Here is a 14,055-nt window from a genome sequence, read left to right on the forward strand (position 1 = left end):
TTAGTAAAAAAACAAATATAGTTTTTTTTTATTTTTTAAAAAATAAATTTACTTTGACAAGTTTTGTATTTTGTTAAAAGTAAAACAATTAAGGACTATTCTCCTTTTTTTAAATTTGTTTTACTTTTATCAGCATCCATCATTTCCATTAGTTTTAGCCCTAGCAAACCACTCATCGATCCGTCGGTTCCATTGCTTCCAGAAATAAGAACATCAGGTATAACTTTAATTTTGCCTTTCCCTATTTCTTCGGTGATTTTGTATTTTGTAAAGTTATCATCACCCATGGCAGAAACCTGAAGTTGATAAGCCTCCGCAGTTGATTTACCAATAGCCATGATTTTTTCAGCTTCAGCTAAACCAGTTTTAGAGATTCTTTCGGCTTCGGCACTAGCAGTAAGTTTTGTAGCTTCGGCTTGAGCTCCTGCTCTGGCTTTTGTAGCTTCAGCTTCCGCATTGGCTCTCATTTTGGTGGCTTCAGCTTCGGCATTTACATTTAGTTTTAAACTAGTAGCATCACCTTCTGCTTTTTTAACGGTGGCATCAGCAGTTCGTTGTGCGATTTCAACACTTTGAGAAGCTTTTACAATTTCTTTTTGCATATCGGCAATGGCAGTTTCTTTTTCCATTCCTTGACGCTGTTCCTGTGCCATTTTTTGTGTCTGATAGGTTTTTTGCTCTTCCTCTGCAATTTTTCTATCTGTTAGAGTCTTCATTAACGATTCGGGTGGAACAATATCTCCTATTAAAGTATCAACAGCATTTACGTTATATTCGTCTAAAACTATTTTAATGTGATTTTTCGCAGATTCTTGGCGTTCTTTTCTGGTTGATAAAAAGGAGATTACGTCACTTTCCTGAGCTGAGTTTCTAAAATAGTTTCCAATTGTTGGTTCTAAAACTTGAGAAACTAAATTGTTCATACTTCCAAAACGGGCAATAACTTTTGGTGCTTCATTAGCAGGAACATGGATGATTTGGGAAACATCTAAATTAAAAGGGAAACCATCTTTAGAACGAACGGTTATAGTCGAAAGGTTTTTGTCTAAATTATGAGATTCACTTCTGGCATCAGCCCAATTCAGTACTAAGTTTGTGGTCGGAACTGGTTCTAGTTTTGTTGTATATTTATTAAGAGCATATTTCCCTGGGCCAAAAGGCTCCATCCATACACCACGTTGCCCTTTGGAAACAATATTTCCATGTTTGAAAGTGTCTCCAGTTACATCTTTTCCGTCTTCACCTATATATGAAATAACAACGCCAACATATCCAATTGGGACATCAGTCATAGGAGTTTGTTCTATTTGAACTGCCCATGGATTAATATAATAAGATCCAGCTAACATAACGTGAGGTTGTAATCCACGATTTCCTCCGTTTTTTAAGAATTGATCAATATCTTGAAAGTTATTATGTCCATCTACAAATTTACCGGCAATTTGCCCGATAGGAATAGGTTCTCCATCCATAGCAGTAACAACTCCAACCATATTTTCGGAAATAACTACTTGTGGAGCTATAACTACTTCAAATAGATGTGTGTTAATACGGTAAGATCCTGTTGTGATAAAAGCGGATTGTCTTCCTTTTTGACCTCCATTGTCAAGAAATAAAGTAGCATCCTGAAAATTATCTGAATTTACTTTTTGTGCAAGAATGCGACCTGTTGGGATTTCGGCCCCATCTTTACTGAGTACCAATCCGATGTTTCCTTCGGGAATGATTGTAAAAGAGGTCATGTCTATCGCAAATTGCCATGGCCACATTGTCCAATAAAGTCCTGGAGCAAGTGTTTTAGCTTGATATCCAGCTTCTCCTTTAGTGGCAATAATTCTGCCATCAGGTAATGATTTTTCGGCTCCAAAGAGTACGAATTTTTTAGTGACAAGTCCAATTTTATTTTCTGGAACGATTACCATTCCAAAGAAAACGCGTAAAACAAATTTGTAAAAAAGAAGTGATAATACAATTAATAATATCCACCAAAAGTCAATAAAAAATTCCATCATGATTAAGTTTTAGATTACAAACATAATTTATTTGTATGTATTTGTAATGTCGATTTAAACTTATTTTGTTGAAATTTTCTTTTTTATTTTTAATTGTTTGAATTTATTTGAATGACGTTTTTATTTTTTATTTGATTGATTTTATTACCTAATTTGCAGTCTATTTAATAAATAAAATATGGCATTATTTCACCGATTTAATAGTAAAGCAAAATCACTGATTAATACTGGATTTGGTAGCAGTGCATCCAATACAGGTGGACGATTTATTAATAAGGACGGATCTGTAAATGCAAGCAAAAAAGGTATTGGTATTCTAGACAGAATTAGTTGGTATCATACTATGTTGGATATGTCTTCCTGGAAATTTCTTTCGATTTTGTTATTGTTTTATATCTCAATTAATTTTGTGTTTGCGTTGCTTTATTTTGGAATTGGAATTGAGCATCTCAACGGGATTGGGACTAATGATAGTGTATGGGTTCAGTTTGGGGAAGCTTATTTTTTTAGTGCCCAGACATTTACAACAGTTGGTTATGGACATATTAGCCCGACGGGATTTTATACTAGTGCTTTGTCTTCAGCCGAAGCTTTAATGGGACTACTGAGTTTTGCTATCGCCACAGGTTTGTTTTTTGGACGGTTTAGCAAACCTGCTATTTATTTAAAATTTTCTCATAATGCCATTATTGCTCCTTTTAATAATGGAAAAGCATTGATGTTTAGGTTAGCTCCCTACAAAAACACAAATTACATTGATGCGGAAGTAAGCGTAACTCTTGGAATGAGAATGGAAGAGAATGGTGTGATGGCTAATAAATTTTTTACGTTGGATTTGGAATATCAAAAAATAAATTCACTTGCGTTAACTTGGACATTGGTTCATCCTATAACAAGTGAAAGTCCTTTGTATGGATTTGTAGCAGGAGATTACGAATCGATTTCGGGTGAAATTATAGTGATTATAAAAACTTTTGACGATATGTTTAGTACTACAGTTGCCACCCGAACTTCGTACACTTTTGAAGAAATTGTTTATGGTGTAAAATTTAGACCAATGTATACTAAAAGTGAAGATAACCAAAGTACAGTTCTTGATATGAGATTATTGAATACTTTTGATACTGTTGTTATCGATTAGTAAGGAGTTTTTCTTTTAATATAAGCATGCCTTCGGACGCTATATTTGGAATAACTTCAAGAGGATTTCTAAGATTTGGGATTTTTATAGGTTTGGGGTCAATATAATATATAGGAGTTGTTTTTGGGGTATAATTAATTAAACCCGCAGCTGGATAAACTTGTAGTGAAGTTCCAATTACAAGAAAATAATCAGCTTGTTCGGCAAGCGTAATTGCGTGTTCTAAAGCTGGAACTTGTTCTCCAAACCAAACGATATGTGGTCTAAGTTGATATCCTTGCTCGTCATTATCACCAATATTTAAGTCATCTTGCCAATCTAATATAAAATCTTCATTTTTAGAGCTTCTAACTTTTAGAAGTTCCCCATGTAAATGAATAACATTTGTACTTCCAGCTCTTTCGTGTAAATCATCTACATTTTGGGTGATGATGTAAACTTCAAAGTCATTTTCTAGTTCGGCCAAAATTTGGTGTCCAAGATTAGTTTGTACTTCTTTTAATTGTTTGCGTCTTTGATTGTAAAAATCAAGTACTAATGCTTGATTTTTGTGCCATCCTTCAGGAGTTGCAACGTCCACTACATTATGGCCTTCCCATAATCCATCGCTGTCTCGAAATGTTTTGATACCGCTTTCGGCACTAATTCCCGCGCCAGTAAGAACTACTAATTTTTTTTTCATCTGTAAATGATTAGATTATAAAACTAGTCTTTTTTAGTATTTTAGCAAAAAAAAAATACTGCAATGATTGATTTAGATTACCTCGAATTTCTTGAAAATATATTAACGGATAATCGAAAAGAAAGATTTTTGAATGTTCTTAAAACCCGTACTAAACATTTTACAATTGCTGTGGAAGACGTTTTTCAAATGCATAATGCAAGTGCTGTGATGCGTAGTTGTGAGGTTTTTGGAATTCAGGAATTACATGTGATTGAGGAACGTTACGGAAAACGAATCGATAAAGAAATTGCGATGGGAGCTCAAAAATGGGTTGATATTAGTACTTACGATAGTGTTACAAATTGTATTGATACTTTGAAAGGTAAAGGATATCAGATTATTGCAACTACCCCGCATGAGAATGATTGTTTGTTAGAGGATTTTGATATTTCGAAGCCAAGTGCCTTATTTTTTGGTACTGAAAGGGATGGTTTGTCAGAGGAGATTATTAGTAAAGCAGATGGTTTTCTTAAAATTCCAATGGTGGGTTTTACCGAGAGTTTGAATATTTCGGTTTCGGCGGCGATTATTATTCAGAATCTAACGAATCGTTTGCGTAATTCGGAAATCAATTGGCAATTGACAGAAGAAGAAATTCTGGTGAAAAGATTGGATTGGGCTAAGAAATCTATCAAGGATATTAAAAGAATTGAAGCAAGGTATTTTGAGGAAAATGCTCAGAAATAAATTTCAATGGCAATGACAATACAATTGCAATAGCAAATTTCAATTTAAAATAAACAAATTTCAAAATTTAGATAGGAGTTTGTTATTTATAAATATTTCTAATTTTTTTATTGTCATTGCCATTGAAATTGTCATTGATATTATATTTATAATGTTGTGATGCGTGAGGGATAGAAGCAAGTTACCGAAGTAACGCGTATAGCCCGCCACCATAAAGAAAAGAGACCGATTCACCGTTGCGATGAATTGGTCTCTTTTCTTTATGGTGGCACGCCCAAATAATTTGTAAACTACTAAAAGTTATATAATGGACAGTGATTTTATTTTTTCTTCAATATTTTATATTGTTCATAACAACTGCTTATGGCATCCATGATTTGAAGGTCGGTGGCAGTTTTAACGAAAGCTTCGGAATAACTGCAGCGTTCTAAGATTTCACCAATTTCATCTTGTGAGACTCCTAGTAGTAAGGAGATGGTTTCTCGATCGTATTTGGTTTCCAATAAGTTTCTCACGGTATCATCTTTTCGTAATTCTCGAAGTTTTTTGAGTTGCTGGGGTCTTTTTCCGAAGAAATTATAAAGCATATCTGCAGGGTTAAAGATGGAACCTAATACTTTTCCAAAGGCCTCTGGAGCGTATTGTCCTGCTTCATAACCTTGGCCTAAGCCTGAAATACTATAACGATAATCTTTTTTTGTAGGGATTAATTTGGAGTCAATTTCTAGATAACCGGTTAGGTAGTATTTGTTGATTACTACTTCGTCTAGTTCAATTGCTTTTTGTGTTAACTGAATTGTCGTTTTTTTGTTTTTAATCCAGTCATTAGTTACACGAACGCGTAGTGATTCGTAGCCAAGAAGAGTAATATGTAGTGTATCACTTTGAGTAACTGGAAGTTCGAAATTACCATTACTATCTGTTGTGGTTCCTGTTACTTGGTTGATATTGATAATGTTAACTCCAACTAATGGAACGCCAGTATTGTCACTGATAATCGTACCAGATATTTTTATAGGCGCTTCAGCTTTTTGGGCTACTGAATTTAAAGAGGTAATTAAAAATAAAAAAAGTATAAAATATTTCATAAATCGGTTTAAAGGTTTAAAAGTAATAAAACGGTATTAAATATTATATGGTTCGATTAGAATTATAAGAAAATTAACAATCTGAGATTATTTACGCAAACGAATTTATGTTTTTATAGTTAATTATTGATGTTATGTCAAAAAAAAAATCTCCCGATTAAGGGAGATTTATATTTAGAAATACTAATTGTATTAGTCTCTTCTTGGTCTTCTTGGTCTTGATGAATCACCACCAAAACTTTCAGAACGTCTTGCTGGTCTTTCTGAAGAACCACCTTCTCTTCTTGGAGCAGATGAACTTCTTTCAGATCTGAAACCACCTTCTCTAGGAGCAGAATTTCTATCGCTTCTAAATCCGCCGCCACCAGAACCTTCTCTTCTTGGAGCAAAACTTCCTTCTCTTCTTGGAGCTGAGCTTCTTCCGCCAAATCCACCACCAGAATTTCTTCCGTTGTGATCGCGTCTTCCACCACCGTCATTTTTAGAGATTTCAACATTGATACGACGTCCTTCTAATTGTACGTTGTTCAATATTTCCATTACTTTGTCAGTGTGTTCTGGGTCAGTGTTAAAGAAAGAGAAACCTTCTTTTACATCAACTTTGAATACGTCATCACGACCTAAGTCTAATGTTTCTTTCAAGTAATCTTTTAATGACATCCAATCGAAGTTGTCTCTAGATCCAATATTTACAAAGTATCTTGTAGCACCACCATTATTGTTTTCTCTTGGAGCACCATCTCTATCATCACGCTCACGTCTGTCTGAAGATTGGTTAGAGATATCTCTGTTTTTCTTGTAATAAGCAATAAAACGGTTAAATTCAACAGAAACCATTTTCTTGATTAATTCTTCTTTTGATAAACCTTCTAAAACATCATTGATAGCTGGTAAGTAGTTGTCAATTTCGTGATCAACTTCAGTATCTTTAATTTTAGTAGCTAAGTGTAACAATTGAATTTCGCAGATTTCAATTCCAGAAGGGATTGTTTTTTCTTCGAATTTTTGTTTGATGATTCTTTCGATAGAAGAAATCTTGCGTAATTCACTTTTAGTAACAATTACGATAGAAGTACCTAATTTACCAGCACGACCAGTACGACCTGAACGGTGATTGTAAGTTTCGATTTCGTCAGGTAATTGATAGTTTACTACGTGAGTTACGTTGTCAACGTCAATTCCACGAGCAGCAACGTCAGTCGCAACAAGCATTTGGATTTGTCTTCCTCTAAAAGATTTCATTACACCATCACGTTGCGCTTGAGATAAATCTCCGTGCAATGCAGCAGCGCTGTATCCGTCTTCGATCAATTTCTCGGCAACAGCTTGTGTGTCACGTTTTGTTCTACAGAAAACTACTGAGAAAATGTCTGGATTAGCATCAGCTAATCTTTTCAAAGCTTCGTAACGGTCACGAGCATTTACTAAGTAAAATTCGTGTGATACAGTAGCTGAACCAGAGTTTTTTGCACCTACAGTAATTTCAATTGGGTCAGTCATGAATTGTTTTCCAATTCGTGCTACTTCAGCAGGCATAGTTGCAGAAAACAACCATGTGCTTTTTTCGTCAGGCGTAGTAGAAAGGATGTTTACGATATCTTCGTAGAAACCCATGTTTAACATTTCGTCTGCTTCGTCAAGGATGCAATAGTTAATCTGAGAGATGTTTACCAATCCTCTGTTAATCATATCTTGCATTCTGCCTGGAGTCGCTACTATAATTTGTGCGCCTCTTTTAATGTCTCTCGCTTGTTCTGTAATGCTAGCCCCACCGTAAACTGCTACCACATTAATACCTTTTTCGTATTTAGAGTAGTTTTTAAGTTCGTTGGTAATCTGCAAACACAATTCACGTGTTGGAGATAAAATCAATGCTTGCGTATTTCTATTGTTGGCATCAATTTTCTGAATAACTGGAAAACCAAATGCTGCCGTTTTCCCTGTCCCTGTCTGAGCCAACGCAACTAAATCTGTGTCTTTTTCCAATAATAGGGGAATCGCTTTCTCCTGTACTTCGGTCGGATTCTCAAATCCTAGATCTAAAATCGCCTTCAGTAACGATTCGCTCAATCCTAATTGTTCAAATTTATTCATATGTATTTTTAAAATAGGGTGCAAAATTACTGTTTATTATTCATAAAAACTAATGCAATTTTAAGAATTGGCTTTTTATTATGTTTTGAAAATCAATTTGTTATGATTTTAATTTAACTTTTTGAATTTAAAAATTCGTTTTCGATGTGAAATTACGTCTTGATTCGGGTGTTTTTGTTAAAAAAATAAAGCTAAAAACTGTTTTTAAGTTGTATGGTGTTTTTTGAATTTTCTGATAAAATAAAATTCAGGACTGTTGGTAATGTGTGTTTTATTGATTTTTTTGAGACTATGACTGTTTTTTATCATTTCTTTAAGAATGATATTTTTAAATTGCTTCAAAGTTTCAATATTGATTTATTAATTTTGCATAAAAATTATTTGATTATGCAAACAGCCTCTTTTTCGGGAGTTATAGAAACGATATTTTTCTTTATAGCGTTCTATTATATATTTAAATTCTTATTTCGATTGTTTTTGCCTTTAGCAGTAAAAAAGGTAGTGGAAAAAGCGGGGCAAAATTTTCAGCAACAGCACCAACAATACCAACAGCAATCTTCTTGGCGAAAAACGTCTAATAATAATGAAATTATAATTGATACAGCCAATAGTAAAAATCCTCGCGAAACCAAAAAAGTAGGGGATTATGTTGATTATGAAGAAATCGATTGATGAATTGAGATTTTTGATTAACGATTTTTGACCCGAGCGATAGCGAATTGGCGAAGCATTTTAGAAGTCTTGAACCTCTTAAAGAAAATAATTTAGTTTTCATCGCGTAATCTAAAATCATTTATACTTAATATTGTTAATCTAAAAATTTCTCTCGAAATTTCGGGACTAAAATCTGAAATCAAAAATCGTTAATCCTCAATCTAAAATCTAAACTTATATAATGAAGCAACTTCAAAAGTTCTTTCCGCACGCACTTGCCATTCTTGGTTTTGTTCTCGTTTCTACTCTTTATTTTTTCCCAGTATTACAAGGAAAACAAATTTTTCAATCGGACATAGCCCAATATACGGGAATGGCCAAAGAACAAAATGACTTTAGAGCTACTTATCACGAAGAGCCATATTGGACAAACTCAGCTTTTGGAGGAATGCCAACTTATCAATTGGGTGCTAAATATCCTCATGATTATGTAGGAGCTATTGATGACGTTTTACGTTTTTTACCTAGACCAGCTGATTATTTATTTTTATACTTTTTGAGTTTCTACATTTTGATGTTAGTTTTAAAAGCGGATCCTTTAAAAGCTTTTTTTGGAGCAGTCGCTTTTGGGTTTTCTACTTATTTAATCATTATATTAGGAGTTGGTCATAATGCCAAAGCGCATGCAATTGCTTATATGCCAATGGTAGTTGCTGGTTTTATAATGGTTTTTCAACGAAAATATATTTGGGGTGGTTTGCTTATAATGTTTGCAGGAGCATTGGAATTGAATGCAAATCACTTTCAGATGACCTTTTATTTATTGATATTATTGTTGATTCTTGCAGGTTATTTTATTTATGAGGGAATTAAATCAAAAGAATATAAATCGCTACTAATCTCTTTTGGGACACTTCTTGTTGCAGGAATATTTGCCATTGGTGCTAATGCAGGTAATTTATTGGCGACAGCCGAATATGCCAATTTTAGTATTCGAGGAAAAAGCGATTTAAGTTTTAATCCTGATGGTTCTAAAAGTACTACAGATTTAGCCATGACTCGTGATTATATTACTGAATATAGTTATGGTATTGCTGAAAGTTTTAATTTGATTGCACCAAGATTATTTGGAGGTTCTAACAACGAAAAGTTAGGAACAGATAGTAGTATGTTTGAGTTTATGATTTCGCAAGGTGTTCCTGAGTCGCAAGCTACCGATTTTACAAATAGTATGCCTACTTATTGGGGAGATCAGCCTATAGTATCAGCACCAGCTTATATTGGAGCAGTAGTTTTCTTTTTAGGAATTTTGGCTTTATTTACTGATGAAAGAAAAATTAAATATGCTTTCTTAGGTGGAGCATTTATATCATTAATGCTTTCTTGGGGTAAAAATTTCCCTGCACTTACAAATTTTTGCATTGATTATATTCCAATGTATGATAAGTTTAGAGCAGTTTCGTCTATTCAGGTGGTTTTGGAATTGTGTTTTCCTGTATTGGCCATTATGGGATTGCAATCTTTTTTTAAATTAGAGAAAGAAAAACAATTAAAACCATTATTGCAATCAGGAGCTATTGGTTTAGGGCTGGTTATAGTTTTATTTTTATCTAAATCGTTATTTAGTTTTTCAACTGCTAATGATAGTTATTTTCTTCAAAATTACGGACCAAGTTTTGTAGACGCTTTAGTTGCAGATAGAAAATCATTGTATAGTGCCGATTTATTGCGATCAGGATTTTTTATTTTAATTTCTGCGGGTGTTCTGTGGTTATTTATTAAAAACAAAATAGCCCAAAATACAGCTATTATTTTGGTAGGTTTATTTATGGTTTCTGATTTATTCTTTGTGGATAAAAATTATGTATCAAACAAAGACTTTGTAAATGCTAGAGATGTAGAAGTTCCTTTCCAAGAAACGCCAACAGATGCTAAGATTCTAGAAGACCCTACTAATTATCGTGTGTTCGATGTTCAGGGTTTGATGCAAGCAAGAACTTCATATTTTCATAAAGCTATAGGAGGATATAGTGCTGTTCGACCAAAACGAATTCAACAATTATTTGATTATCAAATTGCTAAAAACAATATGGAAATCCTTAATATGTTGAATGTGAAATATGTTATTCAAACAGATAAGGAAGGAAAAGAATCTCCAATTATAAATCCAGATGCCAATGGAAATGCTTGGTTTGTGAGCAAAGTAGAAATGGTAAAAAATGCGGATGAAGAGATGAAAGCTTTAGATAAAATTGATTCAAAACAAGTAGCAATTGTTAATGAAAATGAATTTCAATCTATTAAAAATAGAGCTTTCGCTAAAGATAGTACTGCAACAATTACCTTAGATTCATATCAATCTAATAATTTAAAATATACCTCTAATAATTCTAGTGAAGGCTTAGCAGTTTTCTCTGAGATGTATTATGAAAAAGGGTGGAAAGCACTTATAGATGGTAAAGAAACTCCTATTATGAGAGCCGATTATACTTTAAGAGCGGTTGTTGTTCCAGCAGGAAAGCATAGTATTGAGTTTAAGTTTGATCCTCAAGTTGTGAAAACGGGAGGTACAATTACTTTAATTAGTTGTATCGGAATGCTACTGCTTTTGGGAGGTGGAATATATGTTGATAGAAAGAAAAGGAAAGAAGCATTGTAAAGATGCACTACTGTGTGTTTTTAGTATAATCAACAAAATAAAAAATTGAAACCTGAATCAAAAAAAATACTCATTATAACGTATTATTGGCCGCCAGCAGGAGGACCAGGAGTACAGCGTTGGCTTAAATTTGCTAAATATTTACCTGATTTTGATATTCAGCCTGTTGTTTATATTCCAGAAAATCCAACTTATCCAATAGTTGATGTCAATCTGGAAAAGGAAGTTTCGGAGAAGGTAATTATTTTAAAAAATAAAATATTTGAACCTTACCAATTAGCTTCTTTTTTTTCCAAAAACAAAACAAAAAAAATCAGCTCTGGAATTATTCCTAATAAGAAGAAACAGACTTTCTTGGATAAGTGTTTATTATGGATACGTGGTAATCTCTTTATTCCGGACGCACGTGTTTTTTGGGTAAAACCATCTGTTGAATATTTGGAGAAATACATTATCGAAAATAAAATTGATATTGTTATTACTTCTGGGCCTCCACATAGTTTACATTTGATTGGATTGGTTTTGAAGCAAAAATTAAAACTAACTTGGTTTGCCGATTTTCGTGATCCTTGGACGACTATCGGATATCATAAATCATTACGTTTATCTACTAGGGCCGAAAGAAGACACAAAGCATTAGAATTTAGAGTGCTAAATACTGCCGATAATGTTATTGTTACCAGCAAGACCACAAAAACTGAATTTACAGCTATTACTAATAAACCGATAACTGTCATTACTAATGGGTATGATAATGAACCAGTAACAAAAGTAGCACTTGATGCTAAGTTTAGTTTGGCACATATTGGTTCGTTTCTGTCAGAACGAAATCCTGTTATTTTATGGGAGTCTTTAATTGAATTAATTCAAGAAATTCCAGATTTTAAAACGCACCTGGAATTGAAATTAATAGGCGCTGTTAGTCAAGAAGTATTAGATACTATTTCGCAATTTAAGTTGGATTCATATCTGAATAATCTGGGTTATGTTTCCCATTCAGAGGCAGTAGAGCATCAAAGAAACTCTCAAGTTTTATTACTTATCGAAATAAATTCGGAAGAAACTAAAAGTATTATCCCAGGAAAATTATTTGAATATATGGTTTCCAATAGACCTATTATGGCTATTGGGCCAAAAGATTCTGATTTTGCCGAAATTATTACAGAAACAAATACAGGTGTTTTTTTTGATTATACGGAGAAAGAAAAATTAAAAAGCACTATCATATTGTATTATAATCAATTTTTAGAAGGGAAATTACAATCCTATGGTGTAGGTTTGCAAAAATATTCTAGAAAAAATTTGACCAAAGAATTGGTTCAATTGATTAATTCAAAATAATAAGGAATTCCTACTTTAAACATCAAACTTCCTATTAATGGGCATCGTATTAAAACAGTCTTTAAAAAATACTATAATAACTTATATCGGTTTTGGAATTGGAGCTGTAAATACGCTGTATTTGTATCCCATTTTTCTTGGAGCAACCTATTATGCATTAACTAATTATATTCTTTCTGCGGCCAATGTAATTATGCCTTTATTTGCTATTGGAATGCAAAATACTTTAGTTAAATTTTATGCTCAATATCAAACTGAAAAAGAGCGCTCACAGTTTTTATCATTTACGGTTTTATTCCCGTTATTGATGTGTATACCATTGGCAATAATTGGTATTTTCTTCTTTGATGATATTTTGACATTTGTTTCAAAGAAAAATCCAGTTGTTAAAACATTTATTTTACTTATTCCATTCATTGGTATATGTATGGCCTATTTCGAAATATTTTATGCTTGGGCAAGAGTTCACATGCATTCCGTTTTTGGTAATTTTATTAAAGAAGTAGGTTTGCGCTTGTTTTCATTATTTACTTTAATCGGAGTTTATTATAATTGGATTACAGTGGTTCAATTCGTTTATGTTACAGCAGGAATTTATTTATTGGCTTTGGTTGTTACCATGTTTTATGCTTTTTATATAAAAAAGCCTGTTTTTCAATTTGTTATACCAGCGAATGTAAAAGATATTTTGGTTTATACTTTCTATATTATTTTGTCAGGAAGTGTAGCTAATTTGCTTTTGGATGGGGATAAAATAATGCTAAACCAATATATGAAGATTGAAAATATCGCCTATTATTCGGTTGCTACTTATATAGCTTTGGTAATTTCTGTTCCAAGTCGTGCGATGCATCAAATTGTATATCCAATTACTGCTAAATTAATGCACGAGAATAAACATGATGAGCTGAATGATTTATATAAAAAGACATCTATAAATCTCCAAATTGTTGGTGGATTTGTAATGCTTTGTATTTTTGTTAATATCGAACAGTTGTATGAAATGGTTCCCAAAGATTATAGCGGCGGAATTATAGTGGTCTTTATGATTGGACTTTCTAAATATTTTGATTTGATTTTAGGTAATAATAATGCTATAATTTTTAATTCAAAGTATTATCGTGCCGTATTGTTTCTAGGAGTTGGATTGGTGATTTTAACTGTAGTGTTAAATATGATTTTTATTCCTTTATATGGAATTATAGGGTCTGCATTTGCTACTTTATTATCGATTACCTGTTATAGTTTGGCTAAATTACTTTTTGTTGTAAAACGAATGCATTTGTATCCATTTACAAAACAAACGCTACACTCTATTGGAATAACATTTATTGTTTTTTTACTCTTTTATTTTTGGGAGTTTCCAGTAAATTCGTCTGTTTCTAATGGTTTAAGATCGATCTTAGTACTTGTTGCGATAGGTTTAAAATCTCTTTTGGTAACTTTTGTATACACATACATGAACTATAAATTTGTTGTTTCGCCAGAAATAAATCAGACTTTAGATAAGGTATTTTTTAAATTTAAAAGAAATAAATAATTTTTGTTACTTTGTTGATTGATATTGTTTTACTATTTTAAATATTGATATTTATCGTTTAGTTTTTTTATATTTGTAAGTAATGTTTCTTATTAATAGAAGTTTTATAGATAAT

At 32.7% G+C, this 14,055-nt stretch carries 10 protein-coding genes; 6 read left to right on the forward strand and 4 right to left on the reverse strand.

The genetic code is table 11. From position 1 onward, the window contains the following. Positions 1-95 precede the first annotated feature (95 nt). The gene (locus ACUN3A_RS14660; protein ID WP_445552024.1) at positions 96-2,012 is read right to left on the reverse strand and encodes an SPFH domain-containing protein; all 1,917 of its coding nucleotides are present in this window, start codon (positions 2,010-2,012) and stop codon (positions 96-98) included. Between the two features lie 178 nt (positions 2,013-2,190). Here ACUN3A_RS14660 and ACUN3A_RS14665 point away from each other — a divergent pair, with 178 nt between their 5' ends. After that, entirely contained in the window at positions 2,191-3,153 is a 963-nt protein-coding gene (locus tag ACUN3A_RS14665) for an ion channel (protein WP_445552025.1), read from the forward strand. Here the strand turns inward: ACUN3A_RS14665 and ACUN3A_RS14670 are convergent. After that, positions 3,143-3,835 (reverse strand): SIR2 family NAD-dependent protein deacylase, encoded by a 693-nt coding sequence (locus ACUN3A_RS14670; protein ID WP_445552026.1) that lies wholly within the window; start codon positions 3,833-3,835, stop codon positions 3,143-3,145. The two genes, ACUN3A_RS14665 and ACUN3A_RS14670, sit on opposite strands and share 11 nt — an antisense overlap. Positions 3,836-3,898: 63 nt before the next feature. Between ACUN3A_RS14670 and ACUN3A_RS14675 the strand changes: the two genes are divergently transcribed. Then, the gene (locus ACUN3A_RS14675; protein WP_445552027.1) at positions 3,899-4,564 is read left to right on the forward strand and encodes a TrmH family RNA methyltransferase; all 666 of its coding nucleotides are present in this window, start codon (positions 3,899-3,901) and stop codon (positions 4,562-4,564) included. A gap of 320 nt (positions 4,565-4,884) precedes the next feature. Here the strand turns inward: ACUN3A_RS14675 and ACUN3A_RS14680 are convergent, their stop codons facing one another. After that, complete coding sequence (locus ACUN3A_RS14680; RefSeq protein ID WP_445552028.1) at positions 4,885-5,652, reverse strand: carboxypeptidase-like regulatory domain-containing protein; 768 nt, start codon at positions 5,650-5,652, stop codon at positions 4,885-4,887. A gap of 192 nt (positions 5,653-5,844) precedes the next feature. Further along, complete coding sequence (locus ACUN3A_RS14685) at positions 5,845-7,746, reverse strand: DEAD/DEAH box helicase (protein ID WP_445552029.1); 1,902 nt, start codon at positions 7,744-7,746, stop codon at positions 5,845-5,847. A gap of 387 nt (positions 7,747-8,133) precedes the next feature. Between ACUN3A_RS14685 and ACUN3A_RS14690 the strand changes: the two genes are divergently transcribed. The 4 genes from ACUN3A_RS14690 (at position 8,134) to ACUN3A_RS14705 (ending at position 13,940) form a co-directional block, all read left to right on the forward strand. Continuing rightward, a complete protein-coding gene (locus ACUN3A_RS14690) occupies positions 8,134-8,418 on the forward strand; it encodes a DUF4834 family protein (RefSeq protein ID WP_445552030.1) in 285 nt (94 codons plus the stop codon). 223 nt (positions 8,419-8,641) lie between these two features. Next, entirely contained in the window at positions 8,642-11,059 is a 2,418-nt protein-coding gene (locus ACUN3A_RS14695) for a YfhO family protein (RefSeq protein ID WP_445552031.1), read from the forward strand. Positions 11,060-11,104: 45 nt separating this feature from the next. Continuing rightward, entirely contained in the window at positions 11,105-12,400 is a 1,296-nt protein-coding gene (locus tag ACUN3A_RS14700; RefSeq protein ID WP_445552032.1) for a glycosyltransferase family 4 protein, read from the forward strand. A gap of 37 nt (positions 12,401-12,437) precedes the next feature. Beyond that, positions 12,438-13,940 carry an oligosaccharide flippase family protein gene (locus tag ACUN3A_RS14705; protein ID WP_445552033.1) on the forward strand — a complete coding sequence of 501 codons (1,503 nt, stop codon included), beginning with the start codon at positions 12,438-12,440 and terminating at the stop codon, positions 13,938-13,940. Positions 13,941-14,055: the final 115 nt, after the last annotated feature.

The sequence above is a fragment of the Flavobacterium sp. WC2509 genome (assembly GCF_052683105.1).

Bases quoted from the DNA above. Each gene is read 5' to 3' on its own strand.
- ACUN3A_RS14660 (WP_445552024.1), bottom strand. From the start codon at position 2,012: ATGATGGAATTTTTTATTGACTTTTGGTGGATATTATTAATTGTATTA.
- ACUN3A_RS14665 (WP_445552025.1), top strand. From the start codon at position 2,191: ATGGCATTATTTCACCGATTTAATAGTAAAGCAAAATCACTGATTAAT.
- ACUN3A_RS14670 (WP_445552026.1), bottom strand. From the start codon at position 3,835: ATGAAAAAAAAATTAGTAGTTCTTACTGGCGCGGGAATTAGTGCCGAA.
- ACUN3A_RS14675 (WP_445552027.1), top strand. From the start codon at position 3,899: ATGATTGATTTAGATTACCTCGAATTTCTTGAAAATATATTAACGGAT.
- ACUN3A_RS14680 (WP_445552028.1), bottom strand. From the start codon at position 5,652: ATGAAATATTTTATACTTTTTTTATTTTTAATTACCTCTTTAAATTCA.
- ACUN3A_RS14685 (WP_445552029.1), bottom strand. From the start codon at position 7,746: ATGAATAAATTTGAACAATTAGGATTGAGCGAATCGTTACTGAAGGCG.
- ACUN3A_RS14690 (WP_445552030.1), top strand. From the start codon at position 8,134: ATGCAAACAGCCTCTTTTTCGGGAGTTATAGAAACGATATTTTTCTTT.
- ACUN3A_RS14695 (WP_445552031.1), top strand. From the start codon at position 8,642: ATGAAGCAACTTCAAAAGTTCTTTCCGCACGCACTTGCCATTCTTGGT.
- ACUN3A_RS14705 (WP_445552033.1), top strand. From the start codon at position 12,438: ATGGGCATCGTATTAAAACAGTCTTTAAAAAATACTATAATAACTTAT.